Annotated in this window: 13 protein-coding genes; 9 read left to right on the forward strand and 4 right to left on the reverse strand. The window is 66.9% G+C overall.

Translation table 11 applies throughout. The features are described 5' to 3' along the window. A partial coding sequence (locus tag MSZK_RS29540) for an integrase core domain-containing protein (protein WP_233211585.1) occupies positions 1-1,218 on the reverse strand: 1,218 nt, incomplete at its 3' end. 121 nt (positions 1,219-1,339) lie between these two features. Between MSZK_RS29540 and MSZK_RS29545 the strand changes: the two genes are divergently transcribed. Together MSZK_RS29545 and MSZK_RS29550 are read left to right on the forward strand one after the other, a co-directional pair. Further along, on the forward strand, positions 1,340-2,776 hold the full coding sequence (locus MSZK_RS29545) for an HNH endonuclease signature motif containing protein (RefSeq protein WP_099252085.1): 1,437 nt from the start codon (positions 1,340-1,342) through the stop codon (positions 2,774-2,776). A 229-nt stretch (positions 2,777-3,005) separates the two neighbouring features. Then, positions 3,006-4,592 (forward strand): APC family permease, encoded by a 1,587-nt coding sequence (locus MSZK_RS29550; protein WP_158230655.1) that lies wholly within the window; start codon positions 3,006-3,008, stop codon positions 4,590-4,592. Between the two features lie 33 nt (positions 4,593-4,625). On the opposite strand, the gene MSZK_RS29555 is transcribed toward MSZK_RS29550, so the two are convergent. Then, positions 4,626-5,258 (reverse strand): TetR/AcrR family transcriptional regulator, encoded by a 633-nt coding sequence (locus tag MSZK_RS29555; RefSeq protein WP_158230656.1) that lies wholly within the window; start codon positions 5,256-5,258, stop codon positions 4,626-4,628. Positions 5,259-5,487: 229 nt separating this feature from the next. Continuing rightward, positions 5,488-6,420: a phytanoyl-CoA dioxygenase family protein gene (locus MSZK_RS29560; RefSeq protein WP_099252088.1), complete on the reverse strand. Its 933-nt coding sequence runs from the start codon at positions 6,418-6,420 to the stop codon at positions 5,488-5,490. A 174-nt stretch (positions 6,421-6,594) separates the two neighbouring features. Between MSZK_RS29560 and MSZK_RS29565 the strand changes: the two genes are divergently transcribed. The 7 genes from MSZK_RS29565 (at position 6,595) to MSZK_RS29595 (ending at position 17,368) form a co-directional block, all read left to right on the forward strand. Continuing rightward, the gene (locus MSZK_RS29565) at positions 6,595-6,996 is read left to right on the forward strand and encodes an NINE protein (RefSeq protein WP_099252089.1); all 402 of its coding nucleotides are present in this window, start codon (positions 6,595-6,597) and stop codon (positions 6,994-6,996) included. Continuing rightward, positions 6,986-7,372: a DUF2752 domain-containing protein gene (locus tag MSZK_RS29570; RefSeq protein WP_099252090.1), complete on the forward strand. Its 387-nt coding sequence runs from the start codon at positions 6,986-6,988 to the stop codon at positions 7,370-7,372. The genes MSZK_RS29565 and MSZK_RS29570 overlap by 11 nt, the downstream gene beginning before the upstream one ends. Positions 7,373-7,520: 148 nt before the next feature. Further along, positions 7,521-12,083 carry a glutamate synthase large subunit gene (gene gltB, locus MSZK_RS29575; RefSeq protein WP_099252091.1) on the forward strand — a complete coding sequence of 1,521 codons (4,563 nt, stop codon included), beginning with the start codon at positions 7,521-7,523 and terminating at the stop codon, positions 12,081-12,083. Continuing rightward, on the forward strand, positions 12,076-13,575 hold the full coding sequence (locus MSZK_RS29580; protein ID WP_099252092.1) for a glutamate synthase subunit beta: 1,500 nt from the start codon (positions 12,076-12,078) through the stop codon (positions 13,573-13,575). Before gltB ends, MSZK_RS29580 begins: the two co-directional genes overlap by 8 nt. A gap of 68 nt (positions 13,576-13,643) precedes the next feature. Beyond that, on the forward strand, positions 13,644-15,062 hold the full coding sequence (gene pyk, locus MSZK_RS29585; RefSeq protein ID WP_099252093.1) for a pyruvate kinase: 1,419 nt from the start codon (positions 13,644-13,646) through the stop codon (positions 15,060-15,062). Between the two features lie 20 nt (positions 15,063-15,082). Then, positions 15,083-15,949 carry an acyl-CoA thioesterase II gene (locus MSZK_RS29590; protein ID WP_099252094.1) on the forward strand — a complete coding sequence of 289 codons (867 nt, stop codon included), beginning with the start codon at positions 15,083-15,085 and terminating at the stop codon, positions 15,947-15,949. Between the two features lie 21 nt (positions 15,950-15,970). Then, positions 15,971-17,368, forward strand: coding sequence for a bifunctional lysylphosphatidylglycerol flippase/synthetase MprF (locus MSZK_RS29595; protein WP_099252095.1), 1,398 nt, complete (start codon positions 15,971-15,973; stop codon positions 17,366-17,368). On the opposite strand, the gene MSZK_RS29600 is transcribed toward MSZK_RS29595, so the two are convergent. After that, the coding region (locus MSZK_RS29600) for a DUF4190 domain-containing protein (protein WP_099252096.1) at positions 17,365-17,821 on the reverse strand (457 nt) is incomplete at its 5' end. The two genes, MSZK_RS29595 and MSZK_RS29600, sit on opposite strands and share 4 nt — an antisense overlap.

A 17,821-nucleotide genomic window follows, 5' to 3' on the forward strand; every position in this document is an offset into this window, starting at 1 on the left:
TTGGCGTGGGCCGCGGGGTTTTCCGTTGCCGACGTAGCGCACTCCGGGTGCGGGCCGTGTGTGTTCAATGAGGACTTCTCCGTCGAGGTCGGCGACGGTGATGTGGTCACCGTCAGTGACGACCAAGACTTGCTCGCAGGCGCGTCTTCCGTCGACTTTGTAGTAGACCCCGGCGAGCAGGAGCGCGCCGGCGGTGTTCAGCGTCGTGACGCGGGTCCCGGCGGGGAGGTCCTGCGGCGGCGGTGCGGGCCGGTTTCGCTTGGGTGCGGGTGGGGCGAACAAGGGCCCATCGGTTTTGGGGCGGGGAGCTTCGGCTTTGGTGGTGGCTTCCCAGGCTGTGAGCGGTGTGACGCGCCCGGGTAGCCCTTGATGCGGACGTTCGGTGTTGTAGATGTCGTCGAACGCATCGACGTGGGCCTGTAGTTCGGCCAGCGTGCTCGCCAACGGTTGTTTGTCGAGGTAGCGGAACAAGGTCTGGTGGAAGCGTTCGTTCTTACCCTGGGTGGTGGGTTTGTACGGTTTACCGGTGATTGCCTCGACGCCGAGGCGCCCCACGTGTTCGACGAGCCGGCCAAGGTATCCGCGTCGCGAAGGATTGAGCGCGATCCCGTTGTCCGACAACAGCTTTTGGGGCACGCCGTGGGCAGCGACGGCTTTGTCGAACACGGTGATCGCTCCCTGGGCGGTCTCGCTTGCGGCGACATGGGAGGCCACCGCGTAGCGGGAGTGGTCATCGATGAGTTGGAAGATCACACACTCGCGTCCAGCGGCCAGTACGTAGCCGGTGGCGTCGAGCTGCCAGCATGCATTCGGGGCCGGATAGACGAACCGTCGCCACGCCGAACGGGGCTTCTTCTTCGGCTCGGCCTTGGCCACACCTGCCTGGCGGAAGATCCGAGCCAACGATGCGATCGAGGGCACCGGATCTAGACCCAGTGCCCGCATCTTGTCGTGCACACTGATCGGTCCGTGGTCTAGCCCGGATGCCTCCAGCGCGGCCCGCACGGCCACAGCCTGCGCCTTAACCTCATCGCTGAGCTTCGACGGGCTGGACTTCGGCCGTCGGGTCCTCGGTTCCAGCACCGCGGCCGGTCCGTCGATCTCGACGCGTTTGCGCAACTCGTAGAACGACTTGCGAGAGATACCGTGCTCGCTGCAGAACGTCGAGACCGCCCCGCGGGGCGCGTCATCGGGCCACTGCGTGACCGCAAGACGGATGCGGGGATCGATGGGTTCATTAACTGCCACCACCGCAGCCTGAAGGCAGAAGTGTCACCACCAAGACCACCCGAACTGTCACCGATGTCCTGATGCAGAACTGTCACCGATGTCGTGAGAGATGACAGAGTACTTCGAGCCGTCTGACTCCGAACAGTCGCGTGACCTATTCGACCGGCTGTCTAATGTCACTCGTCTGGAGAACCGGGCCGCCGCGCTGCGGCTGCACACCATTGCCGAGGTGTTCGAACTGCGTCGCCGGGAACGCGGCGAACGGGAGGACTGGGCGGTCGATACCTGGGCGGCGGTCGGGGCCGAGGTGGCCGCCGCATTGCGGTTGAGCCTCGCCAAAGCCAACAGTTACATGAATTACGCCGTGGCGATGTTGCGGCTGCCCGCGGTCGCGGCCGTTTTCTCGGAAGGCGACATCGACGCCCTGCTGTTCCAGACGATCGTCTACCGCACCCACCTCGTCACCGACCCAGACACGATGGCCGAGATCGACGCGGAGCTGGGCGCAGTGGTGCCCCGCTGGCCGTCGATGACCCGCGGCAAGCTCGCCACCGCGATCGACGACATCGTGATCCGGCACGACCCCGACGCGGTGCGGCGGATACGAGATCGCGCCAGTGACCGTGACGTCACGTTCTGGGAATCGGCCGACGGTTATGTGGATCTGTCGGCGCGGCTCGCGGTCAGCGAGGGCGCGGCTCTGGACAAACGACTCAACGCCATCGCGAAATCGGTCTGCGAGGACGATCCTCGAACGATCGGCGAACGCCGTTGTGATGCTCTCGGCGCCTTGGGCAACGGCATCGAGCGGCTTACCTGCCGCTGTGGCCAACCTGGTTGTGCGGCAACGGAAAAGCCGCTCGGGTCGGTCGTCATCCACGTCGTGGCCGACCAGGCGACACTCGACGGTATCGAGAAGAACCCCGCCTATCTGCTCGACAGTGGGACACTCATCTCGCCGGAACTGCTGGCCGAGCTCAAGGCGACCGCACGCCGGCGCCCGCTGGTCGTGCCCCTCGCCGACACGTCGCCGGAAACCGCGCACCACCCGTCGCGGGCACTGGCCGACTTCATCCGGGCCCGCGACCTGACCTGCCGTGCTCCGGGCTGTGACCGGCCGGCCACCCACTGCGACATCGACCACACCGTTCCCTGGCCCGCCGGTCCCACGCACGCCTCCAACCTCAAGTGTCTGTGCCGGGAGCACCACATCCTGAAGACGTTCTGGGATTGGAAAGACCGGCAGCTGCCCGACGGCACCGTGATCTGGACGATGCCCGACGGCCAGACCTATGTGACGACGCCGGGCAGCCTCGCGTTGTTTCCCGCGCTGATGAGGCCCACCGGCCCGCCGGCGACTCCGCCACAGGTCCACCGCTGCGGCGATCGGTCGGTGATGATGCCGCGCCGGCGCCGAACGCGAGCCCAGAATCGCGCCGGCCGGATCGCGAGCGAACGTGCCGAGAACCGGGCGCTGCGGCGCGCGGCCTCATCCGTCGACGGACCCGCGCCACCCGGCTCAGACGACAGCGCGGCACATTTCTGACTATCGGCACCAACAGTGCGAAGTGGCTGATGCCTGCGTAGAAGAAATCAGGTTGTTACCCGGCAGATCTGCCCGAGCAACATGAAACTTATTCACTTTAGGTCGCGAGTCCTCATCATCTGGTCAGCCTCATGACTGGCCTGGCTCGATGCGCGCAGCGTGGCGTGCGCCCAGATAGCTCTCTTTTATGGCGATGTATCCGCGCGTCTCGACAACCCAGGAGACACTCATGGCAACTTCAGTGGCAATCACCGGCGAAACCAGCGACGCCCCAGTCGATGTCGGCGACGGTGAGCAGCGACTAGCCAAGGGCAGCATCTCGCTGTCCGGCGTCCTGTTTGTATCGATCGCGACGATGGCTCCCGGCGCTGGATTGGCTTACGCAATCATGACCGGATCCCTGTTCGCCGGCGGCGCACTGCCGTTGGCGGTCGTCGGCGCAACGATTGGCTGCGTGCTGGTGGCAGTCGGGATCGCCCAGATGGCCAAACACATATCCACCGCTGGCGGTCTCGGCTCGTTCGTCGGCCGCGCCTTTCACCCCGCTCTGGGATTCGTCGTCGCATTCTGTGCGCCAATGTTCTACCTGGCCGCACTGCCGTATCTGATGTTGGTCTTCGGAAACCTCGTCGCCGCAGCACTTTTCCCACAGGGCGGAGCCCTCTACAAAGCGACATGGATCGTGGCTGGACTGGCCTGTCTGCTTCTGTCCGGCGCGCTCAACTACTTCGGCGCCGCATTCAGTACCAAGGCTGGTGTGATACTCGGGTCGCTGGAAATACTTGTTCTGCTTGTCATGAGCGTGCACATGATCATCGCCTCAGGCAGTAACAACTCAGCGTCGGTGTTCACAACCGAGCACGCGAACGTCGAAGGCTTCACCGGCATGTCCGGTGTCATCGCCGGCTCGGTCTACGGCTTCCTGGCATTCATCGGCTTCGAGGCCGGTGCACCACTGGCGGCTGAGACGAAGAACCCGAAGCGCAATGTACCGCGGGCAATCGTTTGGTCCGCGATCATCGTCGGGGTGTTCTACATGATCGGTAGCTACGCGGCGACAACGTATTTCGGTGCCGATAAGCTCTATGACTTCATGAGTTTCAACGAGGGCGACGGCTGGATCGGGATGGCCAAGAAGCTCTGGGGCGCCGGTTGGATCGTCCTGCTCCTCGCGCTGCTCAACAGCTCGATCGCGTGCGCCAATGGCGCGTCGATGGGCGGTACCCGACATATCTGGGCTATGGCCCACGCGGGCGCCATTCCGAAGATCTTCGCCAGGACTCATACCAAGTGGCGATCGCCGGTGGTGGCGATCTACCTCATGTTCGGTATCGGAGCGGTGGCAGCACTGGTAGGCGGGCTGCTGTGGGGCCCGATTCCGTCGTTGGGGCTCTACGGAACGATCATCGCGGTCATCGCACTTCCGGTCCACATGCTGGCGGCCTTGTCGTGCCCGGTGTACTACTGGCGATACCGACGGAGCGAGTTCAAAATTGTTGTCCACCTAATTATTCCGGTGCTGGGTGTGCTGTTCCTGATTCCGGGTCTCTTCGTCGGCGCAGGCATTCGGGTCTTCAGCTTCGTCGCGCCGTTGAGCTGGCCGATCAGCCTTGCCGCGCCCATCTCGCTGGGGGTGTATCTCCTGGCCTTCGCAATCATGGCGTACCTGTTGGTCAAGAAACCCGAGGCGCTGAAGGCGCTTTCCGACCACGGTCACACGGGGGAGGACGCAATCGCTCCGGGTGACCTGGTGCATGCCCACCCGCACCCCCACGCGGCTTCATCGAAAACGGAGGCTGGGCTCGAGGCCGGCTGAGGTCGGGCGTTCGATTGCGCCGCGCCGCGCTGACTACCGGAGGAACGTCTCCAAGTAAGCCAGTGCAGCGCGGCGCAACTCGGCAAGCGCCGCGTTGTCGCCGCTGGGGTCGGTGCGGAATGCGATGTCGAACCCCTTGTCGAGCAACCCGATGAACGTCTGAGCCATGAGATAGAGCGAGATGTCCGGCGCATCCGAACGTAAGGCGGTCACGCCGTCGCACAGATATGCGGCGAGCGCGTCGTCGTGCGCCCGGTTCACCTGAACCATCCGGCCTGAGAATTCGGACGAGAACCACAGCACGCGGAAGCCCGCCATCCGCGTGCTCGTTCGAAGAAAGTCGATGAACGCGTCGATCCCGGCGGCCGCCGTCGTCCGCCAGTTCGGTCCGGCCAGGCTGAAGCCTGCTTCGTCAAAACGTTCGTCGAGATCGACGAGCCCCTGGATCAGGACCTCTTCGAGGAGGGCCTCGCGGTCGTCGAAGAAGGTGTACATCCAGCCGACGGAAACTCCGGCGCGGGCGGCCACGGAGGTGGTGGTGACCGCACTGGGCCCGGCGAGAACCAGCAGATCGTTGGTGGCCGTGAGGACTCGATCGACCTTCTCCTGGCTGCGAGCCTGGATTGCTTTACGTGAAGCGCCTGCATGCTGTGCGATGGGCAGCATCAGGTCACGTAGGCGTGCTGGGGTGGGGGCATCCGTGCGGACCGCGGACCCACGACCGCCGGCGGCGGCGCTCAGGTGGCGGACAGCTCCGACCATGGTGCTCCCGACGCCTCCTCGCGCTTTATAGCTCGCTCGGCGTCCTCCGCACGCCGAGGACGAATTCTACCGAGTGGACGCTGCGCGCGCAGCGCAAGCGGTCGCTCGCGGCGGCCGTCTGGCCGGTGCGTGATTACACCGGGATGCCCTCAGGCGTCTCGGCATCGAGTGAGTCGAAGTGCACCGCATCGCGCAGCTGCGGGTTGACATGGTTCTCGTTGGTGCTCAGCGACTCGAAGTCGTATTGCTGACGCCCGAGCTCGGGGTGAACAACCGAAAGCGGGTCGAGGAAGTCGCTGACGTACCCGACTGCTGCGCCGCCCATTTGGTAGCCCATGACTTTGAGGATGTCGTCGTCGAGGGTTTTGGCGATTTCCAGTGGGGTGGAGAGGTATTGGTTTTCTTCTTGGCGGACCCAGCCGACGGCGTAGGTGATGTTGATGCCTTGGCGGACTGTGTCGGAGTTGTTGGGTGCTGCGGAGTGGTAGACCTTGCCGGTGTAGAAGAACACCGAGCCTTTTTCCATGATGGCGCGGGCTTCGTCGGCTTCGGTGTAGTCCTTGCCTTGTTTGTCGAAGACGGTGTGGGAGCCGGGGACTACTCGGGTGGCGCCGTTTTCCCGGGTGAAGTCGGTCATGGCCCAGATGGTGTTGCACTGGACGTCGTAGTCTTCGGGGAAGGGGAAGAAGTCCCAGGCAAGTTCGTCGCGGTGCAGGGGTTGGGCGGTCTCGCCGGGGTAGACGCTGATGATCTGGGTCAGGTGTAGTTGGTAGGCGGTGGCTTTTTTGAGCATTTCGGCCACGACGGCGAGCACCAGTGGATGCATGACCAGTTGGCGGGAGGCTGGTGAGCGGGCGATCAGTGCGCCGGTGCGGCGGGTGAGTCGGCCGACGAAGTCGTCGCGTCCTTGTGGGGTGTCGTCGATGTAGTCGGTGAGTTCCTCGGCGATCTGGTCCATCAGTTCCGGTGGTACCAGGTTGTCGACGATGACGAACCCGTCCGCGCGCAACGCCGCGGTGATCTGTTCCATCGTCGCGGTGTTGGGCAGGTGATACTTCTCGCTCATACGATTCTTTCCTCTCGTTGCGACGCGTCAACGCCGATGAGGAAAGTGAATAAGATTCAGGTTTCTGCCAGATGTACCGACGTTTCGGTCGCAAAAAATCTGCCGCTGCGCACCTCGGATCCAGGTCCCGCGCCACCCTTCTGAGTTCGGCCCCGCTCTGGCATGCTGTGTGGCATGACCGAGCCGCAGTTCGGAGGCACCGAGGGCACCACGCCGCCCAACTACCCGCCCCCAGCCAGCTACCCGCCGCCTGGGCAATATCCGCCCCCGCAGTACGGCGGACCTGGCGCATTCGTGGATCCGGCTGCGCCGTTCGGCCGCCATCCCATCACCGGTGAGCCGCTGTCGGACAAGTCGAAAGTCGTCGCCGGGCTGCTGCAGCTGCTGGGGCTCATCGGCCTCGTCGGCATCGGGCGCATCTACCTGGGCTACACCGGCCTGGGCATCGCACAGCTGCTCGTCGGCCTCGTGACCTGTGGAATCGGTGCCGTGATCTGGGGCATCGTCGACGGTGTCCTGATCCTCACCGACAAGGTGCGCGATCCGCAGGGGCGACCCCTGCGCGATGGAACGTAGCGCCCTCCACCTCGGTACGGGCGCGGCCGCGGTCGGAGCCCTGGCCTATGTCGGCCTGGTCGACCCGCATCGGCCGGGCTCGCTCTTCCCGCCGTGCCCGTTTAGGCTCCTCACCGGCTGGAACTGTCCCGCGTGCGGCGGTCTGCGGATGACCCACGACCTGCTGCACGGTGACCTGGGCGCCGCGGTCGTCGACAACGTCTTCCTGCTGGTCGGTCTGCCCGCGCTGGCCGCGTGGTTGTTGTGGCGGGTCAGGCGGGGGGAGCGGGTGTTTCCGCCGTCGGCGATCGTGGTGATCGCGGTCGCGGCAATCGCCTGGACGGTCGTGCGCAACCTGCCCGGCTTCCCGCTGGTGCCGACTTTAATCACTCAGTAGTGACCGGTCCCCGCTGATACACTGGGGTTTCGAATCATCCGGGCCGATGCAGTCCCAGACACCTGTCAGACTGCGGCAAGGCCACACTGTCGGCGCGTCTCGCGCACACCAGCTTCCCGCCGTATGACCGACCGCGGAGGAGCCTGGAATGCTGTTCTCAGCACTTCCCGAAGCGCAGGGTCTCTATGACCCCCAGAACGAGTCCGACTCGTGCGGCGTCGCGATGGTGGCCGACATCCAGGGCCGTCGATCACACCAGATCGTTGCCGACGGACTGACCGCGCTGGAGCACCTCGAACACCGCGGCGCCGCCGGCGCCGAGCCCAACAGCGGTGACGGCGCCGGCATCCTCCTGCAGCTGCCGGTCGAATTACTGCGCGAGGTAGTCGAATTCGAGCTGCCGGCACCGAATGCGGACGGCGCCAACACATTCGCGGCCGGGATCTGCTTCCTGCCCCAGGATCCGGTCGATCGGTCCGCCGCCGTCGCCCGGGTGCAGACCATCGCCGAAGAGGAAGGCCTTCAGGTCCTCGGCTGGCGGGTGGTCCCGGTCGACCCGAGCGGCGCCGAGGTCGGCGCGACGGCGTTGGGCTGCATGCCGTACATGTCGATGCTGTTCGTCGCCGCCCCGGAACGAGACGGCCGTCGCGCCGGCGGCCTGGACCTCGACCGGCTGGTCTACCCGCTGCGTAAACGAACCGAACAAGGTCCCGAGGCGGTCTACTTCCCCTCGCTGTCCAGCCGCACGCTGGCCTACAAGGGCATGCTCACCACGATGCAGCTGCCGCGCTACTTCGCCGATCTGCGTGACGAGCGCTGCCAGAGCGCGATCGCGATCGTGCACAGCCGGTTCTCCACGAACACCTTCCCGTCCTGGCCGCTGGCCCACCCATTCCGCTTCGTGGCCCACAACGGCGAGATCAACACCGTGCGGGGCAACCGCAACCGCATGCATGCCCGCGAAGCCATGCTGGCCAGCTCGACGATTCCCGGTGACCTGAGCCGGCTCTCGCCGATCTGCACCCCGGACGCCTCGGATTCGGCCTCCTTCGACCAGGTGCTCGAGCTGCTGCACCTCGGTGGGCGCAGCCTGCCGCACGCGGTGATGATGATGATTCCGGAGGCGTGGGAGAACAACACCACCCTGCCCCCGGCGCGCCGGGCGTTCTGCCAGTACCACGCCTCGCTCATGGAGCCGTGGGACGGACCGGCCTGCGTGACGTTCACCGACGGCACCGTCGTGGGTGCGGTGTTGGACCGCAACGGCTTACGGCCCGGACGGTGGTGGCGCACCATCGACGACCGGGTGATCCTCGCCAGCGAGAGCGGTGTGCTGGACATCCCGTCGGGCGAAGTCGTCGCCAAGGGCCGGCTGGAGCCGGGCAAGATGTTCCTCATCGACACCGCCGCCGGGCGCATCGTGTCCGACGACGAGATCAAGGATCAGCTGGCCGGCGAGCAGCCGTACGCCGAGTGGTTGCATGCCGGTCTGCTCGACCTGGCGACGCTGCCGGCGCGTACCCGGGTCGCCCCGAACCACGAATCGGTGGTGCGCCGGCAGATCGCGTTCGGCTACACCGAAGAAGACCTGCGGATCATGCTCACCCCGATGGCGGCGTCCGGCCAGGAGCCGCTGGGCTCGATGGGCACCGACACTCCGGTCGCGGTGCTGTCCCAGCGCCCCAAGTTGCTCTACGACTACTTCGTCGAACTGTTCGCCCAGGTGACCAATCCGCCGCTGGACGCCATCCGCGAAGAGATCGTCACCTGCATGGCCCGCGTCATGGGCCCCGAGCAGAACCTGCTGGAACCGACCGCCGCGTCGTGCCGCCAGATCCTGCTGCACTGGCCGGTTCTGGACAACGACGAACTGAACCGGATCGTGCACATCAACGACGACGGCGAGCAGCCTGGACTGAAGACCGCCGTGCTGCGCTCACTCTACGACGTCGAGCGCGGGGGAGAAGGCCTGTCCGATGCCATCGAGGAGTTGCGCCTGCGGGCCTCCGAAGCGATCGCCAAAGGTGCTCGCACACTGGTGATCTCGGATCGCGACTCGGACCACACCAGGGCGCCGATCCCGTCGCTGCTGGCCGTCGCCGCGGTGCACCATCACCTGGTGCGCACCAAACAGCGCACCATGGTCGCGCTGGTCTCCGAAAGCGGTGACGCCCGCGAGGTGCACCACATCGCTTTGCTGATCGGTTATGGCGCCGCCGCGGTGAACCCCTATCTGGCGTTCGAGTCGATCGAGGACCTGATCCGCGAGGGTGAACTCACCGGTATCGAGGCCGGTACGGCGGTGCGCAACTACCTCAAGGCGCTCGGCAAGGGCGTCACGAAGGTGATGAGCAAGATGGGCATCTCCACCGTCGGCTCCTACACGGCCGCACAGGCTTTCGAGGCCATCGGGTTGTCCAAAGAGGTGGTCGACGAGTACCTGACCGGCACCGTCAGCCAGCTCGGCGGGGTCGGACTCGACGTGCTCGCCGAGGAGGTCAAGCAGCGGCATCGGCGGGCCTATCCGGAGAACCCCACCGAGCGGGTCCATCGCCGGCTGGAGGTCGGCGGAGAATACCAGTTCCGCCGCGAAGGCGAGCTGCACCTGTTCACTCCCGAAACCGTGTTCCTGCTTCAGCATTCGACCCGGACCGGGCAGGCCGAGGTGTTCGCCAAGTATTCAGAGGAGGTCGACCGGCTGTCCCGCGAGGGTGGCACGCTGCGCGGCCTGTTCGCGTTCAAGAAGGGTCTGCGGCCGCCGATTCCCTTGCACGAGGTGGAGTCGGTGGACTCGATCTGCACCCGGTTCAACACCGGCGCCATGAGTTACGGCTCGATCTCGCAAGAGGCCCACGAGACCATGGCGATCGCGATGAACAACCTCGGCGGGCGCTCCAACAGCGGTGAGGGCGGGGAAGACACCGACCGGCTCTACGATCCGCGCCGGCGCAGCGCGGTCAAGCAGGTGGCTTCCGGGCGGTTCGGGGTGACCAGCGACTACCTGGTGAACGCGACGGACATCCAGATCAAGATGGCCCAGGGCGCCAAGCCTGGCGAGGGTGGGCAGCTGCCCGGGTTCAAGGTGTACCCCAACATCGCCAAGACCCGGCATTCCACGCCGGGCGTGGGCCTGATCTCGCCGCCGCCCCACCACGACATCTACTCCATCGAGGATCTGGCCCAGCTGATCCATGACCTGAAGAACGCCAACGCGCAGGCGCGGATCCACGTCAAGCTGGTCAGCTCGGTCGGGGTCGGCACCGTGGCGGCCGGGGTGTCCAAGGCGCACGCCGATGTCGTGCTGATCTCCGGCTACGACGGCGGCACCGGTGCCGCGCCGCTCACCAGCCTCAAGCACGCCGGGGCGCCGTGGGAGATCGGCCTGGCCGACACCCAGCAGACGTTGGTGCTCAACGGTCTTCGTGACCGCATCACCGTGCAGTGCGACGGCGGACTGCGCACCGCGCGCGACGTGGTGGTCGCGGCCCTGCTCGGTGCCGAGGAGTTCGGCTTCTCCACCGCTCCGCTGGTGGTGGCCGGCTGCATCATGATGCGGGTCTGCCATCTGGACACCTGCCCGGTCGGGGTGGCCACCCAGAACCCGGAACTCCGGGCGCGATTCAACGGCAAACCGGAATTCGTCGAGAACTTCTTCCGGTTCATCGCCGAGGGTGTCCGGGAGCTGCTGGCCGAGTTGGGCTTCCGGAGCATCGACGAGGCGGTCGGTCATGCCGAGGTGCTCGACACCGCAGACGGGGTGGCGCATTGGAAGGCCAACGGCCTTGACCTCAGCCCGATCTTCGCCGTGCCCACCGACGCCCACGGCGGTCCGCTGCCGCAGCGGCGCCGCCTGCGCGACCAGGACCACGGGCTCGAGCAGGCACTGGACCGGACGTTGATCGCGCTGGCCGAGGGCGCACTGGAGGACGCTCACCCGGTGCGCCTGGAACTGCCGGTGCGCAACGTCAACCGCACCGTCGGCACGCTGCTGGGATCGGAGGTCACCCGCCGTTACGGTGCACAGGGCCTGCCCGACGACACCATCCACGTGACCCTCAACGGTTCGGCCGGTCAGTCGATCGGGGCGTTCCTGCCGCCGGGTATCACCCTGGATCTCATCGGTGACGCCAACGACTATGTGGGCAAGGGCCTTTCCGGTGGCCGGGTTATCGTCCGGCCGCCCGACGACGTGTTGTTCCTGCCCGAGGACAACGTGATCGCCGGCAACACCCTGCTCTACGGCGCGACCTCCGGGGAGGTGTATCTGCGTGGCCGGGTCGGAGAGCGGTTCGCCGCGCGCAACTCCGGCGCACTCGCAGTCACCGAGGGAGTCGGCGACCACGCCTGTGAGTACATGACCGGCGGCCGGGTGGTCGTGCTGGGCCGCACCGGGCGCAATATGGCGGCCGGCATGTCCGGGGGCATCGCCTATGTGCTGGGCCTCAACCCGGCCAAGGTCAACACCGCGATGGTCGAACTGCAAGCCCTGGAGCCCGACGACCTGGACTGGCTGCACGAGGTCGTCGCCCGCCACGTGCAGTACACCGGCAGCACCCTGGCTCGCTCGGTGTTGTCGGACTGGCCAAGGCGCAGTGCGCAATTCACCAAGATCATGCCCACCGATTACCGGCGCGTACTCGAGGCCACCCGGATGGCCAAGGCCGAGGGACGCGACGTGGACACCGCGATCATGGAGGCGACCCGTGGCTGACCCGACCGGATTTCTGAAAGTCGCCAAGATCGAGGCCGCCAAGCGGGCCGTCGACGAGCGGGTCGGCGACTGGCGCGAGGTATACGAGCGCCAGGACCCCAAGGAGCGCGCAGGCGAGGTGTCCCAGCAGGCCCGTCGCTGCATGGACTGCGGAATCCCGTTCTGCCACTCCGGAACCGCAGGCTGCCCGCTGGGCAACCTGATCCCGGAGTGGAACGACCTGGTCCGCCGCGGCCGCTGGGACGCCGCCAGCGAGCGACTGCACGCCACCAACAACTTCCCGGAGTTCACCGGCCGGCTGTGTCCGGCGCCGTGTGAGGCAGCGTGTGTGCTGTCGATCGCCGAGGAACAGACCGGCGGCAGCGTGACGATCAAACGCATCGAGAACACCATCGTCGACCAGGCCTGGCGGCTGGGCATCGTCGAGGCGCAGCCGGCCGCGATCGGCACCGGCAAAAGCGTGGCCGTGATCGGCTCCGGCCCCGCCGGGCTGGCCGCCGCCCAGCAGCTGACCCGCGCCGGACACCACGTCACCGTCTACGAACGCGACGACCGGCTCGGTGGTCTGCTGCGCTACGGCATCCCGGAGTACAAACTGGAAAAGGCCACCCTCAACCAGCGGTTGGCTCAGATGCGGGCCGAGGGAACCCGCTTCGTCACCGAATGCGAAGTCGGGGTGGATGTTTCGGTCGAGGAACTGCGCAACCGGTTCGACGCCGTCGTGCTGGCGGTCGGGGCGCTGCGCGGTCGCGACACCGAGGTCGAGGGGCGCCACCTGACCGGGGTGCACCTGGCGATGGAACATCTGGTCCCGGCCAACCGGGAATGTGAGGGTGACGGCCTCTCGACGATTTCCGCCAAGGGCAAGCATGTGGTCATCATCGGCGGCGGCGACACCGGCGCCGACTGCCTGGGCACCGCGCACCGGCAGGGCGCCGCGTCGGTGACCCAGCTGGACTACAACCCGCAACCGCCCGAGGTCCGCGACGACGCGCGCTCACCGTGGCCCACCTGGCCGCTGGTGCTGCGGACCTCGCCGGCGCATGCCGAAGGCGGCACCGTCCACTATCAGGTCGCGGTGCAGCGTTTCGTCGGCGACGACGACGGCGCCCTGCGGGCGATGCAGATCGCCGAGGTGAAGGTCGAACGGATCGACGGCCGCCGGGTCATCACGCCGGTGGGAGACGTCCTGGAGATCCCGTGCGATCTCGCGCTGCTGGCGATCGGTTTCGAGGGCGTAGAGCACATGACGCTGCTGGACGATCTGGGTATCACGCTGACCCCCCGTGGCGTGATCGGCTGCGGTTCGGACTGGCAGACCGACGCGCCCGGGGTGTTCGTCTGCGGGGACGCGCATCGAGGGGCGTCGCTGGTGGTGTGGGCGATCGCCGAGGGGCGGGCCGCCGCGCACGCGGTGGACGCCTACCTGATGGGGGAGTCCGACCTCCCGGAGCCGGTGCGGCCGCATCAATTGCCATTGGCTGTCAGTTGAATGAACACCGCGCCGCCACGATCTGTATCGGTCGAGATGCCCTCCAACCGCGACTATGCTGAGTCGTCGTGAGTAGACGCGGCAAGATCGTCTGTACCCTCGGCCCGGCCACCAGCACCGACGAGTCCGTGAGGGCTTTGGTGGATGCCGGCATGGATGTCGCCCGCCTGAACTTCAGCCACGGCGACTATGTGGACCACGAAGCTGCCTACAAGCGGGTGCGTGCGGCATCGGACACCAGCGGCCGCGCCGTCGGCATCCTCGCCGATCTGCAGGGCCCCAAGATCCGGCTGGGCCGCTTCGCGGACGGACCGACCTACTGGGCCAACGGCGAGACGGTGCGGATCACCGTCGAGGAGTGCGAAGGTGACCACGACCGGGTGTCGACCACCTACAAGAACCTGGCCAAGGACGCCCAGCCCGGCGACCGGCTGCTGATCGACGACGGCAAGGTCGCGTTGGTCGTCGAGCACATCGACGGCGACGACGTCGTGTGCACCGTCACCGAGGGCGGCCCGGTCAGCAACAACAAGGGTCTGTCCCTGCCCGGTATGAACGTCTCGGTGCCCGCGCTGTCGGAGAAGGACATCGAGGACCTGGAGTTCGCGCTGCGGCTCGGCGTGGACCTGGTGGCGTTGTCGTTCGTCCGGTCACCGGCCGATGCCGAACTGGTGCACGAGGTGATGGACCGCGTCGGCCGGCGGGTTCCGGTGATCGCCAAGCTGGAGAAGCCGGAGGCCATCGACAATCTCGAGGCGATCGTGCTGGCCTTCGACGCGGTCATGGTGGCCCGCGGCGACCTCGGTGTGGAGTTGCCGCTCGAAGAGGTTCCGCTGGTGCAGAAGCGTGCCATCCAGATGGCCCGGGAGAACGCCAAACCGGTGATCGTGGCCACCCAGATGCTCGAGTCGATGATCGAGAATTCCCGGCCCACCCGCGCCGAGGCGTCCGACGTCGCCAACGCCGTGCTCGACGGTGCCGACGCGGTGATGCTGTCCGGGGAGACCTCGGTCGGCAAGTTCCCGCTGGAAGCGGTGCGGACGATGGCCCGGATCATCGGGGCGGTCGAGGAGAACTCGACGGCCGCGCCGCCGCTGACCCACGTGCCCCGCACCAAGCGCGGCGTCATCTCGTATGCCGCCCGTGACATCGGCGAGCGGCTCGACGCCAAGGCGCTGGTGGCGTTCACCCAGTCCGGCGACACCGTGAAGCGGCTGGCCCGGCTGCACACCCCGCTGCCGCTGCTGGCGTTCACCGCGCTGCCCGAGGTGCGCAGCCAGCTCGCGCTGACCTGGGGCACCGAGACGTTCATCGTTCCGCACATGAAGGCCACCGACGACATGATCCGCGAGGTCGACCAGTCGCTGCTCGAGCTCGGCCGGTACAAGCGGGGCGACCTGGTGGTCATCGTCGCGGGTGCGCCGCCGGGCACAGTAGGCTCGACCAACCTGATTCACGTGCACCGGATCGGGGAGGACGACCACTAGACCCCCGGGAGAATCGACACGTGGCCCACGCGGACCTTGACGACCTGCTGGCCATCCTCGATCTCACCGCACTCGGCGACGACGCGTTCGCCGGAGCGCATCCCCGAAAGAACCCGCCGCGCACGTTCGGTGGCCAGTTGATGGCGCAGGCATTCGTCGCGGCCGGACGCACCCTGGCCCACGACATCGCACCGAGTGCGCTGTCAGTGCATTTCATCGCCGGCGGCGACCCCGCCGCGGACATCGAATACCGGGTCGTGCGGTTGCGCGACGAGCGCCGCTTCGCCAACCGGCGCGTCGACGCGATGCAGGACGGCAAGCTGCTGGCCACCGCGCTGGTGTCCTACCTGTCGGCGGGCAGCGGGCTGGAGCACAACGTCGCGATGCCGGACCTGCCCGCGCCCGAAGGCCTGCCCACGATTGACGAGCTGCTCGTCGGGTACGAGAAGGTGGTGCCCGGGTTCGTCGAGGCGCTGCGGCCGATCGAGTGGCGATACACCAATGACCCGTCCTGGATCATGCGGGAAAAGGGCGGCATGCTCACCGCCAACCAGGTGTGGCTCAAGACCGACGGGGTGATGCCTGACGATCCGATGCTGCACACCGCGGCGATGATCTACGCCTCGGACACCACGGTGCTGGACTCGATCATCACCACCCACGGGCTGTCCTGGGGCTGGGACCGCATCTTCGCCGTCACCGTCAACCATTCGGTGTGGTTTCACCGGCAGGTCGACTTCGCCGACTGGGTGCTGTACTCGACGAGTTCGCCGGTGGCCGCCGAATCGCGGGGCCTGGGCACCGGCCACTTCTTCAGCCCGCTCGGCGACGTGGTGGCCACCGTCGTGCAGGAAGGCATCGTCAAGCACTTCCCAGGAAATGCCTGATAGCGGGCGTATCGTGAGGAAATGACCGAGCCGGTTGCGGTCGCGCAACGACTGCGCGCCAGGGAACGGGTGGTCGTGCATGTCGACACCCTGACCGCTCGGTGGGTGGGCGGTCTGGCCTTGCTGATCGCGGCCACCTGGCTCACGGTGCTCGTGGTCCGCACCCACGATCACGCCAACTGGCATGCCGACGGACGACTGGCCTGGTCGCTGACCATTCTGGCGGCGGTGGCCTTGATCGCTCGCGGCATCTTCCTGGGCCGGCCGGTGACCGCCGCCCATGCGATCGCCGCGGCTGCGGCGCTACTGGCGGGATTCGCCGCGCACCTGCTGGCCTTCGACATCCTCGGCGATGTCGCGATCGCGTCGTCGGGGCTGGCGCTGATGTGGCCGACGACCGCGCGACCCGAACCGGACCTGCTGCCGCGGGTGTGGGCTCTGGTGAACGTGACCAGCGGTGACCCGGTGGCGCCGTTCGCGATGCAGCGGCACAAGAGCTACTTTTTCAGCGCCGACGACTCGGCGGCGATCGCCTACCGGACTCGGCTGGGATACGCGGTGGTCAGTGGCGATCCGATCGGTGCCGAGGACCGCTTCGAGCTGCTGGTCGCCGAGTTCGTCGAGATGTGCCACGCCCGCGGCTGGCGGGTGGTGGTGCTGGGCTGCAGCGAGCGCAGGCTCGGCCTGTGGCGGGACCCGACGGTGATCGGCCAGACCCTGCGGCCGGTCCCGATCGGGCGGGACGTGGTGATAGGTGTGCCGCAGTTCGACATGGTGGGGCGCCGATACCGCAACCTGCGTCAGGCCGTGCAGCGCACCCGGAACTTCGGTATCACCACCGAGATCGTCCCCGAACAAGGGCTCGACGCGCAGCGGCTCGCCGAGCTTTCCGACGTGCTGCTGTCCTCGGCGAAGGGGGCGCGCACCGAGCGCGGCTTCTCGATGATCCTCGACGGCACGCTCACCGGTCGCTATCCCGGCATCCTGCTCATCCTGGCGCGAGACCGGTCCGGCCGGGTGCAGGGGTTCCACCGCTATGCGGTGGCCGGTGGCGGCACCGACGTGACCCTCGACGTCCCGTGGCGGCGGCGTGGCGCCCCCAACGGAATCGACGAGCGACTGTCGGTCGACATGATCTGCGCCATGAAAAAGCTTGGCGCGCAGCGGCTCTCATTGGCGTTCGCGGCGTTCCCGGAGATCTTCAACGACAAGGAGCGCAGCCCGCTGCGCAGCTTCTTCTACACCGCGATCCACCTCGGTGACTCGCTGATCGCACTGGAGTCGCTGTACCGGTATCTACGGAAGTTCAACGCCCTCGGCGACCGCCGTTACGTGCTGCTGCCGCTGAGTCAGGTGCTGCCGCTGCTGGTGGTGTTGCTCTCACTGGAGTTCTGGCCGCGGCGGCGGCACCTGCCCTAGGGGGTCGGCGTCAGGGTGACGCTGAACTTGTTCTCGACGGACTGCTTGAAATCGTCGGCGCACTGCTGCACCGCCGACTGATCCTGGCCGGCCTTCTGCAGGCAGTCGATGTAGTCGGTGGCACCGACTTCCTTGAACACCCCGACCCAGACGGCGATGAACGCCAGGCCGACGATGATCGCGAGGAATCCCAGGACCACACCGGCGAGCGCGACGCCGCCGTTGTTGGCCTCGCCGCGCTTGACCCGGCTGCGGCCGGCGAACCCGATGATCACCGCGACGATGCCCAAAACGATCCCGCCGACCACGGAGAACGACGAGAGCAGCGCCACGATCGCGACCACCAGGGCGGTGACGCCCAACCCGTTGCGCGGGCCGGTCGGCGGGGGAACGTAGCCCGCATACGGCTGCGGCGGGGGCGGCGGGTAACCGCCGGGATAGGCGCCCGCGGGA

Source organism: Mycobacterium sp. shizuoka-1 (genome assembly GCF_002723835.1).
GTDB lineage: Bacteria > Actinomycetota > Actinomycetes > Mycobacteriales > Mycobacteriaceae > Mycobacterium.

Excerpts from the sequence above, each read along its gene's own strand:
- MSZK_RS29560 (WP_099252088.1), bottom strand. The coding sequence starts at position 6,420 with ATGAGCGAGAAGTATCACCTGCCCAACACCGCGACGATGGAACAGATC.
- MSZK_RS29545 (WP_099252085.1), top strand. The coding sequence starts at position 1,340 with ATGACAGAGTACTTCGAGCCGTCTGACTCCGAACAGTCGCGTGACCTA.
- MSZK_RS29570 (WP_099252090.1), top strand. The coding sequence starts at position 6,986 with ATGGAACGTAGCGCCCTCCACCTCGGTACGGGCGCGGCCGCGGTCGGA.
- gltB (WP_099252091.1), top strand. The coding sequence starts at position 7,521 with ATGCTGTTCTCAGCACTTCCCGAAGCGCAGGGTCTCTATGACCCCCAG.
- MSZK_RS29565 (WP_099252089.1), top strand. The coding sequence starts at position 6,595 with ATGACCGAGCCGCAGTTCGGAGGCACCGAGGGCACCACGCCGCCCAAC.
- MSZK_RS29595 (WP_099252095.1), top strand. The coding sequence starts at position 15,971 with ATGACCGAGCCGGTTGCGGTCGCGCAACGACTGCGCGCCAGGGAACGG.
- MSZK_RS29550 (WP_158230655.1), top strand. The coding sequence starts at position 3,006 with ATGGCAACTTCAGTGGCAATCACCGGCGAAACCAGCGACGCCCCAGTC.
- MSZK_RS29555 (WP_158230656.1), bottom strand. The coding sequence starts at position 5,258 with ATGCTGCCCATCGCACAGCATGCAGGCGCTTCACGTAAAGCAATCCAG.